The 23,222-nt window shown below is 31.0% G+C and carries 19 protein-coding genes; 8 read left to right on the top strand and 11 right to left on the bottom strand.

The window, feature by feature from the left end:
- Positions 1–2: 2 nt before the first annotated feature.
- From LNQ49_RS04605 to tsaD, 9 genes are all read right to left on the bottom strand, one after another.
- Complete coding sequence (locus tag LNQ49_RS04605; RefSeq protein ID WP_229987541.1) at positions 3–569, bottom strand: hypothetical protein; 567 nt, start codon at positions 567–569, stop codon at positions 3–5.
- A gap of 4 nt (positions 570–573) precedes the next feature.
- A complete protein-coding gene (locus LNQ49_RS04600; RefSeq protein ID WP_229987540.1) occupies positions 574–1,752 on the bottom strand; it encodes a THUMP-like domain-containing protein in 1,179 nt (392 codons plus the stop codon).
- A 2-nt stretch (positions 1,753–1,754) separates the two neighbouring features.
- Positions 1,755–2,846: an AI-2E family transporter gene (locus LNQ49_RS04595; RefSeq protein ID WP_229987539.1), complete on the bottom strand. Its 1,092-nt coding sequence runs from the start codon at positions 2,844–2,846 to the stop codon at positions 1,755–1,757.
- Between the two features lie 129 nt (positions 2,847–2,975).
- Entirely contained in the window at positions 2,976–3,926 is a 951-nt protein-coding gene (locus LNQ49_RS04590; protein WP_229987538.1) for a zinc metalloprotease, read from the bottom strand.
- Between the two features lie 273 nt (positions 3,927–4,199).
- Complete coding sequence (locus LNQ49_RS04585) at positions 4,200–4,544, bottom strand: hypothetical protein (RefSeq protein ID WP_229987537.1); 345 nt, start codon at positions 4,542–4,544, stop codon at positions 4,200–4,202.
- 91 nt (positions 4,545–4,635) lie between these two features.
- Positions 4,636–5,133, bottom strand: coding sequence for a TrmH family RNA methyltransferase (locus tag LNQ49_RS04580; protein WP_229987536.1), 498 nt, complete (start codon positions 5,131–5,133; stop codon positions 4,636–4,638).
- A 10-nt stretch (positions 5,134–5,143) separates the two neighbouring features.
- Positions 5,144–5,782 (bottom strand): DUF4159 domain-containing protein, encoded by a 639-nt coding sequence (locus LNQ49_RS04575; protein ID WP_229987535.1) that lies wholly within the window; start codon positions 5,780–5,782, stop codon positions 5,144–5,146.
- Positions 5,783–5,814: 32 nt separating this feature from the next.
- Positions 5,815–6,525, bottom strand: coding sequence for a 16S rRNA (uracil(1498)-N(3))-methyltransferase (locus LNQ49_RS04570; protein ID WP_229987534.1), 711 nt, complete (start codon positions 6,523–6,525; stop codon positions 5,815–5,817).
- A gap of 3 nt (positions 6,526–6,528) precedes the next feature.
- On the bottom strand, positions 6,529–7,551 hold the full coding sequence (gene tsaD, locus LNQ49_RS04565; protein WP_229987533.1) for a tRNA (adenosine(37)-N6)-threonylcarbamoyltransferase complex transferase subunit TsaD: 1,023 nt from the start codon (positions 7,549–7,551) through the stop codon (positions 6,529–6,531).
- Positions 7,552–7,757: 206 nt separating this feature from the next.
- Here tsaD and LNQ49_RS04560 point away from each other — a divergent pair, with 206 nt between their 5' ends.
- From LNQ49_RS04560 to LNQ49_RS04540, 5 genes are all read left to right on the top strand, one after another.
- Complete coding sequence (locus tag LNQ49_RS04560) at positions 7,758–12,218, top strand: translocation/assembly module TamB domain-containing protein (RefSeq protein ID WP_229987532.1); 4,461 nt, start codon at positions 7,758–7,760, stop codon at positions 12,216–12,218.
- 291 nt (positions 12,219–12,509) lie between these two features.
- Positions 12,510–13,496, top strand: a complete 987-nt coding sequence (gene pfkA, locus LNQ49_RS04555; RefSeq protein WP_229987531.1) for a 6-phosphofructokinase — start codon at positions 12,510–12,512, stop codon at positions 13,494–13,496.
- Positions 13,497–13,590: 94 nt separating this feature from the next.
- Entirely contained in the window at positions 13,591–14,595 is a 1,005-nt protein-coding gene (gene gap, locus LNQ49_RS04550; RefSeq protein ID WP_195737250.1) for a type I glyceraldehyde-3-phosphate dehydrogenase, read from the top strand.
- A 136-nt stretch (positions 14,596–14,731) separates the two neighbouring features.
- The gene (locus tag LNQ49_RS04545) at positions 14,732–15,583 is read left to right on the top strand and encodes an N-acetylglucosamine kinase (RefSeq protein ID WP_229987530.1); all 852 of its coding nucleotides are present in this window, start codon (positions 14,732–14,734) and stop codon (positions 15,581–15,583) included.
- A 15-nt stretch (positions 15,584–15,598) separates the two neighbouring features.
- Positions 15,599–15,973 carry a methylglyoxal synthase gene (locus LNQ49_RS04540; protein ID WP_229991314.1) on the top strand — a complete coding sequence of 125 codons (375 nt, stop codon included), beginning with the start codon at positions 15,599–15,601 and terminating at the stop codon, positions 15,971–15,973.
- Between the two features lie 402 nt (positions 15,974–16,375).
- On the opposite strand, the gene LNQ49_RS04535 is transcribed toward LNQ49_RS04540, so the two are convergent.
- A complete protein-coding gene (locus LNQ49_RS04535; protein ID WP_229987529.1) occupies positions 16,376–16,756 on the bottom strand; it encodes a RidA family protein in 381 nt (126 codons plus the stop codon).
- Between the two features lie 46 nt (positions 16,757–16,802).
- Positions 16,803–19,520: a putative LPS assembly protein LptD gene (locus tag LNQ49_RS04530; protein ID WP_229987528.1), complete on the bottom strand. Its 2,718-nt coding sequence runs from the start codon at positions 19,518–19,520 to the stop codon at positions 16,803–16,805.
- 83 nt (positions 19,521–19,603) lie between these two features.
- Between LNQ49_RS04530 and LNQ49_RS04525 the strand changes: the two genes are divergently transcribed.
- From LNQ49_RS04525 to LNQ49_RS04515, 3 genes are read left to right on the top strand one after another with little or no spacing between them, the layout of a single operon-like run.
- A complete protein-coding gene (locus tag LNQ49_RS04525) occupies positions 19,604–20,758 on the top strand; it encodes an N-acetylmuramoyl-L-alanine amidase family protein (RefSeq protein ID WP_229987527.1) in 1,155 nt (384 codons plus the stop codon).
- Between the two features lie 50 nt (positions 20,759–20,808).
- Positions 20,809–21,768 (top strand): MlaD family protein, encoded by a 960-nt coding sequence (locus LNQ49_RS04520; protein ID WP_229987526.1) that lies wholly within the window; start codon positions 20,809–20,811, stop codon positions 21,766–21,768.
- Positions 21,769–21,777: 9 nt separating this feature from the next.
- A complete protein-coding gene (locus tag LNQ49_RS04515) occupies positions 21,778–23,115 on the top strand; it encodes a 4Fe-4S dicluster domain-containing protein (RefSeq protein ID WP_229987525.1) in 1,338 nt (445 codons plus the stop codon).
- Positions 23,116–23,222: the final 107 nt, after the last annotated feature.

The raw sequence follows: 23,222 nt of genomic DNA, 5'->3' as shown, positions 1-23,222 counted from the left end.
GCTTATTCTACACATTTTATGTTATCAATAAAATAATTATCAGGACGATATACTTTGTTGTCTAGTTCTGATGTGAATTCTCTTTTTAGAACATAATCTTCAGTATCAGTTAAGTATTTAATACGTATCATCGAGATTGAAGATTTTTTTAAATCTTCATAATTATCTTTCATAAACATAAAAATACCTGTGTTTACCCGATTATCAAATCCTTTATCATCACGAATTAATGTTCCACAACTTTCTTGATCGATATGAATTAAAGTAACAATTTTCCCATTGCTTAATTGTATATATAATTTTGAGTTTTTATCAAAGCAATTCGCTTTCGTAAAATCTTTACTCTTTTTAATCATTTGTACATTTAGTGTTGGTAAACCATCAGTTTGTGCTAAAGAAAAAAAGATGTAACTCGCTGTTCCTGCAAAGTTTTTTTCAGAAATCATTGTTTCTTTTGTCGATTTGTATGTTCCTAAAGAATCGGTAACGTTTACAGAGTATTCACAACCTTTTTGTGCAAATAAATTAAATGTTAATAAGAAAAAAGTTAAAGTAATTAGTTGTTTCATTTTATTATATTTTTTTACAAATTAAAACTATTTTATTGTCATTTCTATCAGTTGTAAAAAAACAATATAAATTTCCACCATCTTTTATTTTCCATTTTTTTCGAATGGTTTCTACACTATCGGGAAAATTCCTAGTAGTGATATTAGCTTGTTGATTAGAGAGATGAAGTTTCATTTCATTTTTGGTGTACGAAATAGTTTCTTGAATTTCAAAAGCCCTTCCTGGGAATGCAATTAATTCATCTGAAGTGTATAAATGAGAATGTTTATGCAGTTTATCTACTTTGAAAAAAGAGCTCACCTCGTCGAATCCACCTGATTTCATGATAGCACTATTGGGCTCATATAGGTATTTATGAGGTAAGTCGTAGCTAACAAATTCAGGTTCTCCGTTTAAAATAAATTCAAATGACTCCGTTTTGTCTTTTAATATATTAGCAGTAGAGAGAGTTATAGTTCCTAAATAGTCTTTGTGAATTTCCCAGAGTAATTCTTTAACCTCATTTTCTACAGCTATTATATGTATATTTTTTACATTTTTTAGTTCAGAAAGACCTGCAGATATATCTAATAGTGGAGCAGTTTTTATTAAAATTGAATTCGTGTTTTCAAAATAAAAATCTAATAAATCAGGAACATTAGGTAAACAGTCTTTTAGCATAAAAACTTTGCCTTTGGCATCGTTTCGTCTGGAGGGATCAATATATATCCAGTCCCATTTTTTATTTAGTTTTTTTAAAACCTCAAAACTATCTTCGGGATAGCAAACACAATTTTCAATTTTTAATTGTTTGAGATTATGCTGTACGATTGCAGATAAACCGATGTTTATCTCACAATGTGCTACATTTTTTATTTTTTTTGAAAAGTAATAGTCATCAACACCAAAGCCTCCAGTTAAGTCGATTAGACTATCTCCTGAAACTAAATTGGCTTTATATTGTGCTGTTTTTTCAGAAGAGGTTTGTTCTACTGAAATTTTACTTGGATAAAGTATATCTTGGGTAGCAAACCAAGTTGGTAACTTCTCTTTTGCTTTTGTTTTAGCCTCAATCTGATTTAAAATTGCAATCCATTCAATCTCTGGAAAGGGATTTTTCTGAAGTGCTAATTTAGAAACAGATTCATTTACTTTTTTATTTATAAAATCCTGAACAGAAGGATGTAAAAGGGCTAAATTCAAGGCTATATTTTTTCGGTTAGTACAATAACGATTTTATTGTTTGGAAAAAATTCTTTGGCTATCACTTTAAGACAAGTATAAAATGGGATTGCAATAATCATTCCTACGATTCCAAAAGTTATTCCGCTAATTAAAGTGATTAAAAATATTTCCAGTGGATGCGAATTTACACTTTTTGATGAAATAATCGGCTGGCTTATATTATTGTCGATTGCTTGAACCAATAAAAAGCCAATCACAATATATATAGTTTTAGGTAAAATTTCTGTTTGAAAATCACCACCAATTAAACTCAACATTGTTAATATAGCTGCAAGGATAGTTCCTATTATTGGGCCTACATATGGGATGATGTTTAATACAGCACATAAAAAAGCAATTACAAATGCATTTTGACTTCCAAAAATAATAAGTACAATAAAATATAGAATGAATACAACGGTTAGTTGTAGCAACAAGCCTACAAAATAACGTGTTAGTAAATGGTTTATCTTAGTGATAGAGTTTATTATTTTGTCTTCATTATTGTCAGGAAGTATTCTTTTTGCGTTTTCTTTAAAAATATTTTGATCTTTAATAAAGAAGAAAGTAATAAAAAATACAGATACTAATCCCATACCAAAACCAGCTAACATATTTAGAATAGAATTTATAAATGATGTAAAATAGCTAAAGTCTAGTTTAGAAGTTATTTCAGAGTTCTTTAATAAAGATTGAAAATCAAGATGTTGTAGGTTAAAGTAATTTTCAAAATCACGCTCAATCAATATAAATTGTTTTTGAAGGCTATCAGTATCAAGAAGAGATAAATTATTTGCTTGTGATATTATCAATGGGACAAATAATAGTATGAATCCAATCATTAACAAGATGAAAAAAGCTATAGTAGTTATTGCGGCGAATGAGCTACTGAATTTTAGCTTTTCTTTTAAGAATTTTACAAATGGGTTTGCAATTAAACACAATATTAATGAAACACATAAGTATACTATTACAGTTTGTATTTGATATAAAAAATACAAAATTAGTGATACTACCAAAATAGTTGTGATCGCTCTTAAAATCCCGTTTGAAATTACTTTAGATGTAATCATAGTTTATGTTTCTTTAGGGCATAAATATAGAAAATAACAGGGAAAGATTACATTTTAAACCAAAAAAAGCGAGATAATTAAATCTCGCTTTTAATAATTATTAACATGTTAAGTTATAAGGTTTTAATTTTAGATGCCAAAAGCAGCTCTTGGTCCACCAGTTAAGAATATAGCAGCCATTCTGTTTTTTTGACCTGTAGTAAACATGTACATTCCAGCGTCATCAGTATAATCCATGTAGTTCATAGTCATTTCTACAGGAGTTCCTGTACAAGTACTATAATGAGGATAAGTAGGTACTCCGTAATTAGCAGTGTTGTGCACCGGTGTATCATTTACTAAATCGCTTCCACAATTTGCATCACCCCAGATATGACGTAAGTTCATCCAGTGTCCTACTTCGTGAGTTCCTGTTCTTCCTAAGTTATAAGGAGCAGCTGTAGAACCTGATAATCCAAAATATTTAGAATCAATTACAACACCGTCTGTTGTAGAAGATCCTCCAGGAAATTGCGCGTATCCTAATATTCCACCACCAATTTTACAAGCCCATATATTAAGTTTTGTAGTTGGAGATGTAGGTGCTAAACCACCAGAAGCAGTTTTTTTCATGGCATCATTAGTTCCCCATGAAGTTTTTGTTGTTGATTTTCTATTTATTTTTTCAAGTACAAAACTAATTTCAACATTTGCTTTTACTCCAGAGAATAATGCTGGAACACTTCCGTAATCAGCATTTTGAGCATTGAAATCTTTATTTAAGACATCAATTTGTGTTTGTATTTGTGCATCAGAAATATTTTCTGCTGCAGTTTTGTATAATACGTTTACAATAACTGGAATTTGAACTTTTCCATTAACTAACTTTCCAGTTAATATTTTGTTTTCTGTAAATGCTTCAATTTGATTCATTCTAATAGCCAAAGTTGGATCGGCTTTTATTTGAGCTTCAAGAACATCTTGTGTAGCACAACCACGTTGGTTAGTTGCTGAAGTTTGAAGGTCTGTAGATTCCGTTTTGTCGTTTTGACAAGAGAAAAGCATTAATGCTACGAATGCTGATAAAACAATCTTTTTCATAATAATTTGGGGTTTTGTTATAAATTCTTTGGTTTGTTAATAATTAACGCAATTTTATAACAAATATTCTAACAAGCAAAAAAAAATTATGATTTTGTTTGTCAGAATATTACAATCCCTTGTATGGCTTAGTTCTTACAAATTTTTTGTTTTAATTATTATGATGAAAATTCTTATATTGTTGTTTTTGTGAGAGTTATGATGTTGGTTTGATGTTGGTTGTGAAGATTTTTTTTTAGAAGATTATGTTAAAGAATTTCATTAAACTTTATTTTAATAAAAAGGAAGTTCTTTTGGAGAAAGTAGCCATGAAATTCCATCTTCTTCTTGTTTAACATGCCAAATTACGATGCCCAATGCTTCTTCACTTAAAGTGAAGCCAGCGGAAAGCACAAATGGAGGTACCCAAATAAGTTGTATTTCTCCATCTCCATTCCAACCAGCATCCCTGAATAATTCTTCAGCTACCTGTATATATGGATTTGCATTTGGTAAAAAATCGTGTGGTTTAAATGTGAAATTTAAATTGTCAATCCATTCATGGGTAAATAAATGAAAAGATCTCAATTCATTTGGTTCGTATTTAATTGCCTCCTCTTTTTTTATAGAATATGCCATTTTAGATGATTTTTAATTGTAAGTATTTAATTTATAACAACATGAAGGTGTAGTGTGCTATTTACAGTTAAAATTCATAAAGTAAATGTTTCTATAAAGAAGTAATTTCATACAACGCTATACTTGCAGCTTGTACAACATTCATGCTACTATTTTTTCCAAACATATTAATGTGGACAATTTGGTTGGAAATTTTTAAAAGTTCATCAGAAATCCCATCGATTTCACTTCCTATTAATAGTGCAATTTTTTTGTCAGCAGGTACAATAACTTCTTTTAGAGGTTTGCTTTTGCTAGCTATTTCCAGAGCAATTATTTCGAAGTTATTTTCGGTTAAATAAATAGCTAAATCGGCAGTTTTTTCTATAACGGTATGAGGCACATAAAGATGTGTGCTTCGAGAAGTTTTATTAATTTTTCTTGGGGTTAACGGAATATCTTTTCCTAAAAAAATAATATTTTCCACACCAAAAGCTTCACTTATTCTAAAAAGAGAACCAATGTTTTGCTGAAAATAGATATGATCACAAACAAGAGTTATTGGAAAAGTTTTTCTTTCGAATTGTATTTCTTCGTGTGTTAATTGCACTTGACTTAAATTAATTGGTAAAGATATAATTGATGATATTAGCACCCATTTTTAGTGCTTTTTGACGTATTTCTAGAGGGTCATTGTGTACTTCGGCATCTTCCCAGCCATCCCCAAGATCACATTGGAAAGTATAAAGCAAAACCAATTTATTTTCGATAAAAATTCCAAATGCCTGTGGTCTTTTCCCATCATGCTCATGAATCTTAGGTAAGCCATTAGAAAAAAGAAATGGTTTTTGGAAAATAGCATGATTGGCAGGAAGCTCAGTCAATTCATTGTTTGGGAATATCTTTTTAATTTCCTTCCGAATGTATTGATCCATTCCATAATTGTCATCAATATGAAGAAATCCTCCGCCATACAAATAATTACGAAGGTTAGTCACATCAGCATCGCTAAAAACAACATTCCCGTGACCAGTCATATGTACAAAAGGATAGGAAAGTAAATCGGGATTGTTTGGTTCTACCGTTCCAGGTTTTGCTTTAATTCGGGTATTTATATTTGCATTACAAAATTTTATCAAATTTGGTAATGAAGTAGGATTTGCATACCAATCACCACCACCACTATATTTTAGTAGGGCAATTTCTTGTGAAAAAGAAGAGATGGAGATAAATAAAAAAAGCAAAAATATTTTCTTCATAACAGCAAAGTCAGAGATTAGTATTTTTAAATTTAAATTGTTTCATTAAAAAAAGCGACACTATGACAAGCAACCATTGCTGCAGTTTCAGTACGTAATCTTGTATTGCCTAAGGAAACAGGTTGAAAGTCGTTTTCGATAGCTAGAACTATTTCTTTTTCAGAAAAATCTCCTTCAGGGCCTATAAGCAAGGTTACATTCTCATTTGGTTTCAAAACTGATTTTAATGATTTTTTGTCCGTTTCTTCACAATGAGCAATTAACTGTAGTCCTTCGTTTTTACGTTTTATAAATTCTTTAAACGAAATAGCTTCATTAAGTTTAGGAAGGTATAATTCGTTTGCTTGTTTCATTGCTGATAAAATGATTTTTTCAAAACGTTCTGTATTAATTACTTTACGTTCCGATCTATCGCAAATAATTGGAGTTATTTCGTGAATGCCTATTTCAGTAGCTTTTTCTAGAAACCATTCAAAACGATCATTCATTTTGGTTGGAGCAACCGCAAGATGCAAACGATATTTTGGGTCAGGTGCTTTTTCAAACGAAATTATTTTTACAGTACATTTATTATCAGAAGCCAAAGTGATTTCGGTTTCAAATAAGTAACCCAATCCATTTGTTACATGTAATATATCAGAATCTTTTTTTCGTAATACTTTTATAATATGTCTACTTTCTTCTTTGTCAAAAGAAAATTCTTGGGTTGTTTCGTCAATATTCGGGTTGTAAAATAATTGCATAGTTTAAAATTGTATTCGTGCTTTAGAAACAACAGCAGCTGTTTCAAATTGTTCAGATAAATATTTTTGATAACCCACAATTCCAATCATTGCAGCATTATCGGTAGTGTATTCAAATTTTGGGACGTAAGTTTTCCAACCGTATTTTTTTTCGCTTTCTTTCAGTATGTTTCGTATTCCAGAATTGGCAGAAACACCACCACCAATGGCAATTTGAGTAATTCCAGTTTCTTTTACTGCTAATTTTAATTTATCCATTAAAATTTCAATAATTGTATGTTGTATAGAAGCACAAATATCATTTAGATTTTCTTCAATGAAGTTTGGGTTTTCTAATTTTTTCTTTTGGATAAAATATAAAATAGCTGTTTTTAAACCAGAAAAACTAAAATCAAGTCCAGGAACTTTAGGTTTGGTAAAAGGAAACGCTTTAGGATTTCCTAATTGTGCATATTTGTCAATAAGAGGACCACCAGGATAGGGAAGCCCTAAAATTTTAGCACTTTTATCAAATGCTTCACCAACAGCGTCATCGGTTGTTTCTCCAATAATTTGCATGTCAAAAAAACCATTCACTTTAATAATCTGAGTATGACCACCACTTATTGTTAATGCTAAGAATGGAAATGTTGGTTTGTCATAACCTTCTTCATCTATAAAATGAGCCAGAATATGTGCATGCATGTGGTTAACAGCAACTAACGGGATTTTTAAGGCTAGTGCTAATGATTTACTAAAAGAACTTCCTACTAGTAATGATCCCATAAGTCCAGGACCTTGGGTAAATGCTATTGCTGATAATTGTTCTTTTTTTATATTTGCCTTACGAAGTGCTGCATCAATTACAGGTACAATGTTTTGTTGGTGTGCTCTAGACGCAAGTTCAGGAACAACACCTCCATATTGTGTATGAATCAGCTGGTTGGCAACAACATTTGATAGTACTTTGTCGTTAAGTAAAACAGCTGCTGCAGTATCATCGCAAGAACTTTCGATAGCAAGAATAAAAACCTCAGGATTTTGCATGTAAAGGCACGAATTTTGAATTATATTTGACGAATCAAATTTTGATTTTTTTTATTTAAAAGTAGAAGCCAAAATTAAAGAATTTTTATCAAAGGAACCTTCCTTTGTTTGCTCTAAATTAAATTTAAAGAAAAACTAAAAAAACAATCGGTATCAGAAAAATAAAAAAAATAGTATCTCGTTCCCTAATCGGACTAATTCTACTTTTGTTAGTATTGGCTATCGCATTGTCTTTACCAGTGGTTCAGACCAAAATTGCAAGTTATATTACGGATTCATTAAACTCAGATTTTGGTACTCATATATCAGTTGATAAAGTTTCTGTAAGTGTTTTTGGTGGCGTAAAACTTAGAAAAGTTTTAATAATGGATCACCATAAAGATACTTTAATCTATTCTGATTTAATTAAAACAAATATTTTAGGAGTCAAGAGAGTTCTTGATGGTGATTTGATTTTCGGTGAAATTCGTTTGACAAGGTTATTGTTTAACTTAAAAACCTATAAAAATGAAAAGCAAACCAACCTTGATGTGTTTATTCATTCATTCGAAACAGGAAAGCCAACAGCTCCTTCTGCTAAAAAATTCTTGCTTACTGCAAAGGATGCCTATATTACCAATGGACATTTTATTTTAACCGACGAGAATCGAGTAGTTCCAAAAGATGTCGATTTTACAAAATTAAATGCACATATAAGCGATTTTAAGCTTCATGGGCCAGATGTAAGTACAAGGATTCATAAGTTATCATTTTTAGATCATAGAGGTTTGTATGTTGCTAATCTAACCTCAAGATTTAGCTATACTAAAAAGCAAATGAAGCTTGAAAAGTTATCTATCTTGACTAAATATTCTAAAATATATGGAGCAGCTATATTAAACTACCATATTGAGGATTTTGCTAAGTTTACTGATAAAGTTCAGTTTGATGTTGCTTTAGATTCTGCTAATATAGGTTCAAATGATATTCGTTATTTTTATAAAGAGTTAGGTAAAGACCAATATTTCCGTGTGAAATCAAAAATTGAAGGGACTTTAAATGATTTGAATCTTAAACGACTTACGTTAACTGATTTGCATAAATCCAATATCGTTGGGAATATTAATTTTAAAAATCTTTTTGGAAAAAACGGACAAGAGTTTCTCATGAATGGAAAATTCGACAAGCTCTCTTCTAGTTATGATAATCTGGTAGTTTTATTGCCAAATGTTTTAGGGAAAAAATTGCCCAAAGAATTAAAGCGAATAGGGAAATTCACGATAGACGGTAAGGCAAAAGTATCTAAAACTGCATTGGATGTCGATTTCTATATGACAACCGATTTAGGAAATGGTCTTGTTGATTTGAATATGAATAATATCGATTTTATTGATAAAGCTTCTTATTCAGGAAATATTGTTTTAGAAAATTTTGATGTAGGTACTTTATTAAGCCGAAAGGATATTGGAAAAACAACACTAAATATTGATGTCGATGGAAAAGGATTTACAGATAAATATTTAAATACAGTTATAAAAGGAGATGTTCAGAAATTTAATTACAATAACTATACTTATAGTAATATTGTCTTAAATGGTAATTTTAAATTGCCACATTATAAAGGGAAGCTTTCTGTAAACGACCCTAACTTGAATATGACCTTTGATGGTTTGATAGATTTAAGCAGAAGAGATAGTAAATATGATTTTCATATTAATGTCGAAAATGCCGATTTAAATAAACTTAAATTCATTAAAGATTCAGTATCTGTTTTTAAAGGAGATGTTGTGGTTCAGGTTTCTGGAAATACAATTGAAAACCTTCAAGGGGATGTTAGTATTAATGATGCCGTTTATCAAAATACAAAATCTACTTATGTTTTTGATAAAGTTAATGTTAGTTCAGTTTTTGATGCAGATAAAATACGTACCATAACAATAAATTCTACGGATGTTGTTAATGGGGTAATCGTAGGTAAATATAAATTTAATCAATTAGAAAATTTAGTTACCAATTCTGTAGGTAGCTTGTATGCTAATTACAAGCCATTGAAGGTAAGTAAAGGGCAGTTTCTGCGTTTTGATTTTACTATTTACAATAAAATTATTGAGATTTTTTATCCAGATATTGAACTTGCAACTAATACAGTTGTAAGGGGTAAAATTGATGCCGATAAACAAGAGTTTAAGCTTAAGTTTAATTCGCCTCAAATTAAAGCTGCACAAAATACTTTTGATAATATAAGAGTAGCAGTAGACAATAAAAACCCTTTGTATAACACCTATATAGAGCTTGATAGTATTAAAACAAAATACTATAAGGTGCGTGATTTTAGTTTGATTAATGTAACCATGAAGGATACTTTATTTGTAAGATCAGAATTTAAAGGAGGTTCTAAAGGAGAAGATTATTTTAATTTCAATTTATATCATACTATTGATAAGAATAAAAATAATATTGTTGGAATTAATAAATCGGAGTTGAAGTTCAAAGATTATATGTGGTATCTGAATGAGAAAGATGAACCAGACAATCAGATCGTTTTTGATAAAAAATTTAAAAATTTTGATATCGACAATATTATTCTGTCTCATGAAAACCAGCAAATAGAATTGGTAGGACAAATAAAAGAGGGCGATTATAAAGACTTGAAATTAAGCTTTAAAGATGTAGACCTTAATAAAATCACACCTACTAATGATAAACTTGTTCTAAATGGTGATATCAATGGTGAGATTAACTTTAAGCAAAGGAAGAATGTTTTTCAGCCAACGGCTTCAATTCAAATAAATAAATTGAATGTAAATAAGACTGATTTAGGTGCTTTGAATTTTAATATTGTTGGAGATGAAAATCTTAGAAAGTTTACAATAAATTCAACTGTAGAAAATGATAAATCAGAGTTGTTTAAGTTGTTTGGAAGCTTTGAAATTATCAATAAAGAAACCATACTCGATTTACAGTTAAAATTTGACACATTTAATTTAGCTTCTCTCAGTACTTTGGGAGGAGATGTATTGTCGAATATTAGAGGATATGTCTCAGGAAATGCGGCTATAATTGGAAATTTAAAAAGACCAGATGTAAACGGACGTTTGTATTTGGACAAAGCAGGAATGACAATTCCTTATTTAAATATAGATTACCAATTAAGTGATAAGACAATTGTTGATGTAACTGATGAAAAGTTTTTATTAAGAAATAATACAATCACGGATACTAAATATGGCACCAAAGGGATTTTAAACGGTTCTATAGAGCATAATAATTTTACTGATTGGAAATTAGATCTGGATATTAGTTCGAAAAGATTATTAGCATTAGATACTAAAGATAGTGAAGATGCAGCTTATTTTGGTACAGCATTCATCAATGGTAGAGCAACTATTAAAGGGTTGACTTCGGCTTTGTTTATTAAAGTTGATGCAAAATCAGAAAAAGGAACATCAGTGAAGATTCCGATTAATGATGCACAAACCATGAGTGATAATAATTTTATTCATTTTATTACTGCTAAAGAAAAATATAACCTTGCAAATGGAATTGTCGAAAACACAAAAAACTATAATGGTCTTGAACTAGAGTTTGATTTTGATATAACGCCTGATGCCGAGGTAGAAGTGATCTTAGATAGAAATTCAGGACATGGAATGAAAGGAAAAGGATTTGGATCGCTATTATTTAAAATAAACACACTTGGTAAGTTTAATATGTGGGGAGATTTCCAAGCATATGAGGGTACTTATAATTTTAAATATGGTGGATTAATTGATAAGAAGTTTGTAGTAAGAAAAGGAGGTTCGATTACATGGGAAGGTAACCCTATGAAAGCGCAGTTAAATCTTGAAGCAGTTTATAAAACATCTGCAAATCCAGCAGTATTGTTAGAGAATTCTTCTTTTAGTAAAAAAGTACCTGTAGAGGTGGTTATTGGTATTCGTGGGGATTTAACAAGCCCAGAACCTGACTTTAATATCGATTTCCCAACAGTAAGTAATGTGTTGAAGTCTGAGATTCAATATAAATTAGTAGATAAAGATGTTCGACAAACACAAGCGCTTTATTTGCTGTCTTCAGGAGGGTTCTTGAGTCCTGAGGGGGTTAGTCAATCTGATTTTTCGAGCAGTTTGTTTGAAACAGCTAGTAATTTATTAGGAGGGATAATTCATTCAGATAGCGATAAGATTGATATTGGCTTTACATATACTTCAGCCGACAGAAGGCTTGGTCAGGAGGCTGACGGTCAATTTGCAGCAACAATTTCATCTCAAATAAATGAGAGAATTACCATAAACGGAAAGGTAGGAGTACCAGTAGGAGGAATTAACGAATCGGCAATTGTTGGAGATGTCGAGGTACAATATAGAGTTAATGAAGACGGAACTATGAACTTGCGTCTGTTTAATAGAGAAAATGATATTAATTATATAGGTCAAGGAGTTGGTTATACTCAAGGTATGGGTATTTCTTATGAAGTTGATTTTGATACTTTTAAAGAGTTAGTGAATAAAATCTTTAAAAGTCATAAATTAGAACGTGCTATCAAGGGGTCAAACTCCCATGATGATTTTCAGGATTCGTCTATAAATCCTGATTATATTGATTTCTCAAAATCAAAAAAAACGGATAAAAAAGAAAAAGAAAAGGTAAAACCAAACAATCAGGGATTAGTTCCTGAAGAAGATTAGCACACTAACTTTTGTTAATGTGTTTTAGTTTTGTTAATCTTTATTTTTAAGCCTCTTATTTTCCTTATCTTTAAATTTGATTGTATTCAAATTTTGTAACACTTCAATCGGGTATTGTTATTTTTAAATTATCAATTAAAATAAATGTCTTTTTTTATTTTATTGATTTTTTTTGGTATCCGAAAACTTATTAACGAAAACGTTTGAATTTAACAGATTTTATTAACTTATTATAAATATAGCCCGAATAGTGGTGAATGTTTGTTAATTTTACACTTTAATACTTAAATAATGCCAAAAACAATAAAAAAAGTTGGTGTTCTTACATCAGGAGGAGATTCACCAGGAATGAATGCAGCCATTCGATCAGTAGTTCGAACTTGTGCTTATCATAACATCGAATGTATCGGAATTTATAGAGGCTATCAAGGAATGATTGAAGGTGACTTCAAAGAGATGGGACCTCGAAGTGTAAATAATATTGTAAATAAAGGAGGAACGATTTTAAAATCGGCTCGTTCATTGGAATTTAAGACTCCCGAAGGTAGAAAGAAAGCACACGAAAATCTTCTAAAAGCAGGAATTGATGCTTTTGTAGTAATAGGAGGTGACGGAAGTTTTACCGGAGGTCTATTATTCAACTCAGAATATAATTTCCCAATCATGGGAATCCCAGGAACTATAGATAATGACATTTTTGGAACGAGTCATACTTTAGGATATGATACGGCTCTAAATACAGTTGTGGATTGTATTGATAAAATACGTGATACAGCGAGTTCTCATAACCGCTTGTTTTTTGTAGAGGTAATGGGAAGAGATGCTGGTCATATCGCTCTTAATGCTGGAATCGGTGCAGGAGCAGAAGAAATTCTTATTCCAGAAGAAGATTTAGGTTTAGAAAGATTATTAGAATCTCTTCAAAAAAGTAAAGCTTCAGGAAAATCATCAAGTATTGTTGTTATTGCAGAAGGAGATAAAATTGGTAAAAATGTATTCGAATTAAAAGATTATGTTGAAGCTAATTTACCAGAATACGATGTTAGAGTTTCTGTATTAGGACATATGCAAAGAGGAGGTTCACCTTCTTGTTTTGATAGAGTACTAGCAAGTAGATTGGGTGTAAAAGCGGTAGAATCTTTACTTGAAGGAAAATCAAATTATATGGTTGGTTTACAAAGTGACAAAGTAACATTAACACCTTTGGAACAGGCTATTAAAGGTAAAACTGAGATAGATAGAGAATTGCTACGCGTTTCAGATATCATGTCTACATAAAAATAGAATAAAAAATAAAATTGAAGTTTATTGTGAGGAAATTAGACTTTGAAAATAAGTAGAATAAACAAAAAATAAATAAAAATTTAAAAAAATGTCAAAAGTAAAATTAGGAATAAACGGATTTGGAAGAATTGGAAGAATTGTCTTTAGAGAATCTTTCAATAGAGATAATGTAGAGGTAGTAGCAATCAATGATTTGCTTGATGTAGATCATTTAGCCTATTTATTAAAATACGATTCAGTTCACGGTCGTTTCAACGGAACTGTAGAAGTAAAAGAAGGAAAACTTTTTGTAAACGGAAATCATATCCGTGTAACTGCAGAAAGAGAGCCAGCTAACTTAAAATGGAACGAAGTAAATGTAGATGTTGTTGCTGAATGTACTGGTTTCTTTACAACTATCGAAACTGCAAATGCTCACATCACTGGTGGTGCTAAAAAAGTAATTATTTCTGCTCCATCTGCAGATGCTCCAATGTTTGTAATGGGAGTAAACCACGAAACAGCAAAAGCTTCAGATACTGTAGTTTCTAATGCTTCATGTACTACAAACTGTTTAGCTCCATTAGCTAAAGTTATCCATGATAATTTTGAAATCGTTGAAGCTTTAATGACAACTGTACACGCAACTACTTCAACTCAAATGACAACTGATGGTCCTTCTAGAAAAGACTGGAGAGGTGGACGTGCTGCAAACTTAAATATCATTCCTTCATCTACAGGTGCTGCAAAAGCTGTTGGAAAAGTTATCCCATCATTGAATGGAAAACTAACAGGTATGTCTATGCGTGTTCCTACTGCTGACGTTTCTGTAGTAGATTTAACTGTAAAAGTTGCTAAAGAAACTTCTTACGAAGAAATTATGGCAGTTTTGAAAAAAGCTTCAGAAACTACAATGAAAGGTATCTTAGGATATACTGAAGATTTAGTAGTATCTCAAGATTTTATTTCTGATCCTAGAACTTCTATTGTAGATGCTCACGCTGGAATTGGATTAAATTCTACTTTCTTTAAATTAGTATCTTGGTATGATAATGAGTACGGATACTCTAGCAAATTAATTGATTTATCTGTGCATATCGCAGGTCTTAAATAATTTTATATACATTTCAAAATCCCGTTATTGAATAGATAGCGGGATTTTTTATTATTTTGTTTGACTCTCAATAATGTGAATAATTACACTTAATATTGCAGGATGAAAAACTAAACCGAAAACTAAATAAAATAAAATGAAATTAATAGTTGATAGTGGATCTACTAAAGCAGATTGGATAGCAATTGATGATAATGGCAAGATATTATTCACAACACAAACCTTAGGATTAAATCCTGAAATTCTTGATGGTGACGAAGTCGTAACTCGATTAAATGACCGTTTTGATATTTTACAAAATAAAAATACAGCTACACATTTGTTCTTTTACGGAGCAGGCTGTGGTACAGATAGAATGAAAATCACGCTATCTCAAATTTTTCAAGAATATTTCGTTAATGCAATTATTGAAGTTCATGAAGATACATATGCAGCAGTATATGCTACTACTCCAAAAGGAGAGAAAGCAATTGTTAGTATCTTAGGAACAGGTTCTAATTGTAGTTATTTTGATGGTAAGCAATTATATCAAAAAGTACAATCATTAGGCTATATTGCTATGGACGATTGTAGTGGTAATGTTTTTGGAAAAGAATTAATTAGAAAGTATTACTTTAATAAAATGCCTCAGGAATTGGCTGTTGAATTCGCAAAAGAATACAATATGGATCCAGATTTTATTAAAAACAAATTATATAAAGAACCAAATCCTAATGCTTATTTGGCTACTTTTGCTAAGTTCTTAATCAAACATAAAGATTCTGAGTTTTGTAGAAAAATCATCTTTAAAGGGATGAAATCATTTGTTAAGAATTACATCAAACAATTTGATAATTGCAAAGAAGTGCCAATTCATTTTGTAGGTTCAATTGCTTACTATTTAAAAGATGAATTGCAAGAGACTTTTGATAAATACGAATTGCAATTAGGTAATGTTTTAAGACGTCCAATCGATGGTCTTATTGCATATCATATTTCTAATAAATAAAAGTAAATGAAAAGTATGGAGATTGCTATTATAGCCCATGATGGAAAGAAAGCAGACATGGTTCAGTTTTTAAATAAAAATAAAACGCTCCTACTTAAGGAAAATATTAAACTTATCGCAACAGGAACTACTGGAAGTAAGGCCACAAATGCTGGTTTTAAAGTTAAAAAAATGCTTTCAGGTCCTATGGGTGGGGATGCTCAAATTGCTGCAAGAGTAGCTGAGGGTAAAACACAAATGGTATTCTTTTTTAAGGACCCACTTGCCAGCCACGCTCATGAAGTTGATATTAATATGTTAATCCGTGTTTGTGATGTACATAATGTACCGTTAGCAACCAACGAAGCTTCTGCACAGTTGTTATTAAATGCCATCGCGTTAGAATTGTAAAAATCATACATTTAAAACTTATAACGAACCGTTTCAATTAATTGAGGCGGTTTTTTTATTTTATATAGTATTTGATTTATTCCTAATTAATGAAGAGGTAAGTCGTAATTTATGATTAAAGTTCAAGTGGAAAAGAAAGCAGATAGAGTAGTTCTGTTTTTTTTAATGAAAAGAATCGTTTTAAAAGATAAATTGTCTAGTATCGAGAAAAGATAGGAGATACTAAAATTGAGGATTAAAGAGAAGTTAAAAAAAGCTTCTTTTTTATGAAAGATGATTATACAGATGCTATAAAAAAAAAAGAATGACTTAGGAAGAGGCATATATAAAGTTATATGCTTGTGTGGAGTGTGTAAATATGCCGTAGGTGGCATTTGCAACCTACGGCATGAATACTGATTGTTATCGTATTGCAATTATAGAAATCTCTACGTTTACGTTTTTTGGTAAACAAGCTACTTGAACAGTTTCGCGAGCAGGAGCCGTTTTTTCGTCAAAATAAGATCCGTATACACCGTTTATAGCTGCAAAATTATTCATATCCATGATGAAGATGGTTGCTTTTACTATATGTTCAAAAGTCATATCTGCAGCTTCTAGTATAGCAGCTATGTTTTGCATTACTTGTTTTGTCTCATCAAGAATGTTATCTGTAATTAATTCTCCGGATTGAGGATTAATTGCAATTTGACCAGATGCATAAAGAGTATCGTTCTTTAAAACAGCTTGGTTGTACGGACCAATTGGAGCTGGAGCATTTTCGGTAAATATGATTTTTTTCATGATTGTATCAATTTAAATTAAATGTGTTTTTGTTTGTGGCAGCTGTTTATCTGTTGATAGTGCTTCTTTTGTTCCATTTGATGTCACTAAGAACTCCAGATTTGATTCCGATAAAGAAGTTCCAGTTTGAGTATGGGCCAATTGGAGTCCAGTTAAAATCCATTCTCCAGCTTAATAAATCTCTTTCAAAACGAAGTTGGGTAAAAGTAACTCCCTTTTGTACAAAATCATATCCAGTAGATATACCACCTTTCCATTTTGGTGTAATATCCATATTTGCGGAAATCATGATAGAGTTTCCTATGATTTTATTTTCTCTAGCGGTATTTCCATAGGTTAGGGAGTACGCTAGAGTCATATCCCAAGGAAGTTTTGCATTGAAGAATTCAGTTATTTCATTGTCTTCTTCTTCAGAACCGTCAAATTGGCTTTTACGAGTGTCATTTAAATCGGTGCTTCTTCCGAATAAATCATCTTCACGACCACCATTTCTTGTGTTTTGGTTGTTAGAATCGTCTTTTTTGTTTTTTTCTTTATTAGAAATAGAGTAGTTCAATGTCATATTTGCACTAGTCATTCTAAATAAACTTCCACCATTATTAATATTAAAAGTATTTATCTGTTTTCCAGAATTATCTATAGCGTAAGGATTTAATGTAGCTCCAAAATTGACATTCATTTTATTGTCAAGAAGCTGTGTTCCTCCACTAACTCTCAAAGGTTGCCATGCAAATGAAGAAATCCCATCGGCATTAAAGTTGTAACTTGTAGAGAAGTTTAAGTTGTTAAGTAACATTATTTTTTTAGGTTCTGTTTTTGTACTGTCTCTATCAGTAACTTTTGCTTCAAAAGTATTGCTCAAATCAAATCCTATTATATTAGAGTTACTATTACCTGGAGCTCCAAAAATACCTCCTTCAAAACGGCTGTATTCTTTAATTATGGTTCCTGTAGCATCAGAAGCATAGGTGTCATAATATTTCTCGAAACTAGGTGTATATCCATAAGAAACAGACGGACGCATTACGTGGCGAATAGATTTTATTTTTTTGTCTTCACCAAAATTAAAAGTACCATAAATAGTAGTACCAAGGCTAGAGCTAAATGAATAGGTTCTGTAAGCATCAAAACCATTTACAACCTTATCAACTACCTTGCTTTGCTCGGTATTGTATGATCTACTGATTGTTTTTGTTTGCCATACTTCTTGGTAATTTGCAGTTGTACTAGCACTAAAATATTTGAATAATTTAAAGTTAGTACTTATAGGAATGCTGTGTCTAGCTCCAATTTTGGCATCATCAAACATTTGAGGTTTAAAAAATAGAGAATCAGTTGTTACAATGCTATTTTTACCACTTAGGTTATACTGAAAGTTAATGTTTTTAATGAATCCTTTTTTAACTCCATTTTTCCCTACGAAAGGATAAATTCTATCAACACTCGCTTCTAATGTTGGTAAAGTCATATTAATAACTTCAGTTTGTGTGTTTTGAGAATGCGTAGCAGTTAACGAAGTACGTATTTGTGGTAACGTATTAAAGGTTTTACTGTAAGAAACAGAAGAACTTAATGTGTTGTTTAAGTTAGAACCTATATTAGCTTGGTTGATAGATTGCTTAAAATATTTACTACTACCCATATTCACAGAAGCAGAAAAACTAGAATTAGGACTTGCTTTTGTATCTTTAGAGTGCGTCCATTGAATGTTGTATATGTTTTGTCTAGTATAATCAGGATATCCTCTTTCGCTAGATATTAAATTTTCAAAACGAACATTCACGTTACCTCTATATTTATATCTTTTTGCATATGCCGATTCAAATCGCATGGCATAACTTCCGTTAGTATAATAATCTCCTAAAACAGTTAAATCATAATTATCGCTTAAAGCAAAATAATAACCACCATTTTGTAATGAGAATCCTCTGGTATTAGAGTCGTTGTAACTTGGTAGAATTAAACCAGAAACACTTTTTTCAGAAGACATAGGGAAATAAGCAAACGGTAAAGCAATAGGAGTAGGTACATCGGCAATTACCATATTAGTTAAGCCAGTAATTACTTTTTTTCCAGGTATGAATTTAACTTTGTTTGTTTGAAAGTAGTATTCAGGATTATCAACATCCTTTGCAGTAGTGAAACGTGCCCCTTTTAAGAAGTACACAGAGTCATTCTCTTTTTTCGTAATGCTAGCTTTTATTCTAAACTCACCTTGTTCAGATCTAGAATTCCAGATTAAAGCTTTTTGTGTTTTAAAATTAAACCGAATAGAGTCTGGTTCAACGGCACTTGGACCTTGTTTGAAATTGGGATATTGGGTATAGACACCTGCAGAATCTTTTAGACGACCTGCGTAAACTTCATTTTTTTCGTAATCTAGAACAATGATGCCTGACTTTAGTTCAACATCTTGGTAGTATAACTCCGCTTCATTATATAAAGTAATAAGCTTTCGCTTTTGATCAATCTTAGCATAATCCTTGGCTTTGTATTTCACTTTGCCATCCAAAAAAGCTTTTTTGGGTTTTATGCTATCTATCTTTATACTATCTACCTTTATGGAGTCTATAGTTGTGATTTTGGTGCTATCTGGCTGTTTATTAGCGCTTGTAGCTTTCTTTTTTTTGTTCGTGTCTTGTGAATATATATTACCACATCCTAATGTTAGGAAAAATGATAATAAAACGATATTAAATAAGTTTGTATGCAAAGGTTTAAATACTATTTTTGTAAAAATATGGCTTGTTTTTTGACATGTCAAACTTACATATAATTTTTTGTCAAAAATAATCAATTAAAAAAATTATAGTAGTTGTATTTTATTAAAATTAACTTTTAGATTATATGGATATATTTAACAAAAATAGGGTAATATTTAGTTTTTTTCTAACTATAATGTCATTTTGTGCCTATAGTCAATCTAATGTTTTTAAAGTAACGTTAGATGCAGGACACGGTGATCATGATTTTGGAGCGGTTTATAGCGGGCGGATTGAGAAAAATATCGCTTTGGCAATAGTTTTAAAGGTTGGAAAAATATTAGAGTCATATCCGAATGTTAATGTAATATATACTCGTAAAACAGACGTGTTTGTTGGTTTGATCGAAAGAGCGAATATCGCTAATAGAGCCAATTCTAGTATTTTTGTATCGATTCACTGTAATGCAAACAAAAATACAGCAGCATACGGAACTGAAACTTATGTAATGGGTATGAATAAAGCTGCTTCTAATCTTGAGGTGGCTAAAAATGAGAACTCGGTTATTACATTGGAGAAAGATTACAAGCAAAAATATGAAGGATTTGACCCAAATTCGCCAGAATCTATGATTGGAATGACTTTGATGCAAGAAGAATATCTAGATTATAGTATTGGTTTAGCTAGTAAAATAGAAGACGCATTTGGATTAATGGGAAAAAAATTACGCGGTGGAGGTGTAAAACAAGCGCCTTTTATGGTACTTCATAAAGCGTATATGCCAAGAGTTTTGGTAGAAACAGGATTTGTTTCTAATCCAGAAGAGGGAGACATCTTAAATTCAGAAGATGGACAAAATGAATATGCAAAAGCTATTGCGGGAGCTATTATTAGTTATAAGAAAGAATATTTTGGTACTGGATCTAGTGATCCTGTAGATGAAAAGCCGTCTTCAAAGATTATTGAGAAAGCAGCAAAAGATTCTACTCCTGTAAAAACAACAAATACAGCTCCACCTCAAAAGACTACTGTAAAACCGAATTTAGATGGCTCTATATATAAGGTACAACTTTTGGCTAGTATAAAAAAGACGCCATTAGCACCATCAAATTTTAAGGGCTTAACAGGAGTTTCTGTTGTCTATGAGAATAATGTTTATAAGTATACCTATCAACAAACAGCCGATTATAATCAAGCAAAAAAATATTTGCAAGAAGCAAAAAATAAGGGGTACGACTCTGCTTTTTTGATTGCATTTAAAAATGGAGAAAAAATTAGTATCCAAGACTCGCTTAAATAATAATTACAAGTTCAATATTTTTATATTAAATTTGTACAAACACTTACATTTTGAAACTAACAAGAGAAATTAAAACGGCTATTTTAGTCATTGCATCAATTTTATTATTTATTTGGGGGTATAGCTTTCTAAAAGGCAAAGACCTCTTTACAAACTACAAGACATTTTATGTTGAATACGATAATGTAGAAGGATTAGCTACATCTGCACCTGTTACCTTAAACGGATTAGGAATTGGTAAAATCAATGGTATAAAAATTAATGAATCAACAGGGAAGCTTTTAGTTGAATTACAATTAAAAACTGATTTTCCTATTTCTAAATCAAGTACTGCTTCTATATATGAGCCGGGATTAATAGGAGGTAAGCAAATTGCTATTTATCCAAATTTTAATGATAAAGAACCAGCTGTTGAAGGACAATTATTAAAAGGAACAACTAAACTTGGTTTAACAGCAGGTTTGGCAGATAAATTGGCTCCAGTTCAGGACAAAGTAGAGAAGATGTTAGTTAATATTGATAAATTAGTTTCAGGATTAAATAATGTTCTAGATCAAAAAGGACAAGAAGACTTAAAAAAGAGTTTAGCTGAATTGAGTAAGACAATGGAGCAATTTCATAAAGCTTCAGGAAGTATTAATTCTATTTTGGATACTAATAAAAGTCAAATTAATGGAGTTGTTACTAACTTCAATAAAATGTCTGGGAATTTTGCTAAAATGTCAGACTCTTTAAATAAAGCTGATTTAGGTAAAACGGTTAGAAATTTAAACCAAACATTGGCTAAAGTTGATGGTATAATGGGAGGATTAAATTCAGGTAAAGGTACAATGGGTAAATTATTAAAAGATGAGGCTCTTTATAATAACTTACAAGCAACTTCTAAAGAATTAGAGTTGTTGTTACAAGATGTACGTTTATCACCAACACGTTATGTGAATGTTTCGCTTTTCGGAAAGAAAAACAAACCATACGTAGCACCAGTTAACGATTCGATTTCTAAAAAATAAACTTAAGATATGAGTTATTTAGATAATATTTTATTTGCCATTCTTCTTATTGTTGGTTTTGGTTTTTTTGCTTCAAGCGTAAAAAAAATTATTCGAAACATAAATTTAGGAGTAGACGTAAATCGTAAAGACAATCCAAAAGCACGTTGGAAAAACATGGCTATGATTGCTCTTGGTCAGTCTAAAATGGTAAAAAGACCAATTGCAGGAGTATTGCATATTGTTGTTTATGTTGGTTTTATTATTATAAATATCGAATTACTCGAAATCATCATCGATGGTTTATTTGGTACTCATAGAGTTTTTGCGCCCTATTTAGGACCAGTATATGACGTGTTAATAGGTTCTTTTGAGATATTGGCTTTATTGGTTTTGGTAGCAGTAACAGTTTTTTGGATAAGAAGAAATGTTATTCGATTGAAACGTTTTATTAATCCAGATTTAAATGGATTCCCAAAAAATGATGCAAATTATATCTTATATTTTGAGGTAGTATTAATGACATTGTTTTTGTTGATGAATGCTTCTGATTTGCATTTGCAAAATGTTCCAGGAGGATTTTCACATTTTCATAAAGCAGGGAGTTTTCCTGTAAGCCAGTTTATAGCGCCAATTTTTAACGGAATGTCTAATGAGTTGGTTATGTTATTATGCGAAGCATTTTGGTGGTTGCATATTACAGGTATTTTGATTTTTATGAACTACTTGTATTTCTCAAAACATTTACACATTTTATTGGCTTTCCCAAATACGTATTTTGCTAATTTGAATCCTGAAGGGCAGTTTGATAATTTAGAATCAGTTACAAAAGAGGTTAAATTAATGATGGATCCTAACGCTGATCCATTTGCAGCAGCTCCTGTAGATGAAAATGCAGCACCAAGTAAGTTTGGAGCTAGCGATGTTCAGGACTTGAATTGGGTTCAGTTGTTAAATGCGTATACCTGTACAGAATGTGGTCGTTGTACTTCATCTTGTCCTGCAAATCAAACCGGTAAAAAATTGTCTCCTCGTAAAATTATGATGGATACTAGAGACCGTTTGCAAGAAGTAGGTAAAAATATAGATACAAATAAAGGAGTTTTTGTTCCAGATAATAAATCATTATTGAATGATTATATCACTCCTGAAGAATTATGGGCGTGTACCTCATGTAATGCATGTGTTGAAGAATGTCCAGTAAATATTAGCCCGTTATCAATTATTATGGATATGCGTCGTTATTTGGTTATGGAGCAAAGTGCTGCCCCAATGCCTTTAAATGCGATGATGACAAATATTGAAAATAATGGAGCACCATGGCAATACAGTCAGCAAGATAGATTGAATTGGAAGAATGAGAATTAAAACGATTATAGTTTAATTGATTATTTTTTTGAATCGTTTAAATAAAATAAATTTCGGTTTATAGTGAATGTTAGCAAATAGATTAATTTTTACAACGATTAATCAAA

This window comes from Flavobacterium pisciphilum, from assembly GCF_020905345.1.
Lineage (GTDB): Bacteria > Bacteroidota > Bacteroidia > Flavobacteriales > Flavobacteriaceae > Flavobacterium > Flavobacterium pisciphilum.
The sequence above is the reverse complement of the archived record's forward strand: the minus strand, read 5'-3'. Positions and strand labels throughout refer to the sequence as shown.

Coding starts and splice junctions, on each gene's coding strand:
- LNQ49_RS04605 (WP_229987541.1), bottom strand. CDS start 569: ATGAAACAACTAATTACTTTAACTTTTTTCTTATTAACATTTAATTTA.
- LNQ49_RS04595 (WP_229987539.1), bottom strand. CDS start 2,846: ATGATTACATCTAAAGTAATTTCAAACGGGATTTTAAGAGCGATCACA.
- LNQ49_RS04590 (WP_229987538.1), bottom strand. CDS start 3,926: ATGAAAAAGATTGTTTTATCAGCATTCGTAGCATTAATGCTTTTCTCT.
- LNQ49_RS04585 (WP_229987537.1), bottom strand. CDS start 4,544: ATGGCATATTCTATAAAAAAAGAGGAGGCAATTAAATACGAACCAAAT.
- LNQ49_RS04575 (WP_229987535.1), bottom strand. CDS start 5,782: ATGAAGAAAATATTTTTGCTTTTTTTATTTATCTCCATCTCTTCTTTT.
- LNQ49_RS04570 (WP_229987534.1), bottom strand. CDS start 6,525: ATGCAATTATTTTACAACCCGAATATTGACGAAACAACCCAAGAATTT.
- tsaD (WP_229987533.1), bottom strand. CDS start 7,551: ATGCAAAATCCTGAGGTTTTTATTCTTGCTATCGAAAGTTCTTGCGAT.
- pfkA (WP_229987531.1), top strand. CDS start 12,510: ATGCCAAAAACAATAAAAAAAGTTGGTGTTCTTACATCAGGAGGAGAT.
- gap (WP_195737250.1), top strand. CDS start 13,591: ATGTCAAAAGTAAAATTAGGAATAAACGGATTTGGAAGAATTGGAAGA.
- LNQ49_RS04545 (WP_229987530.1), top strand. CDS start 14,732: ATGAAATTAATAGTTGATAGTGGATCTACTAAAGCAGATTGGATAGCA.
- LNQ49_RS04540 (WP_229991314.1), top strand. CDS start 15,599: ATGGAGATTGCTATTATAGCCCATGATGGAAAGAAAGCAGACATGGTT.
- LNQ49_RS04535 (WP_229987529.1), bottom strand. CDS start 16,756: ATGAAAAAAATCATATTTACCGAAAATGCTCCAGCTCCAATTGGTCCG.
- LNQ49_RS04525 (WP_229987527.1), top strand. CDS start 19,604: ATGGATATATTTAACAAAAATAGGGTAATATTTAGTTTTTTTCTAACT.
- LNQ49_RS04515 (WP_229987525.1), top strand. CDS start 21,778: ATGAGTTATTTAGATAATATTTTATTTGCCATTCTTCTTATTGTTGGT.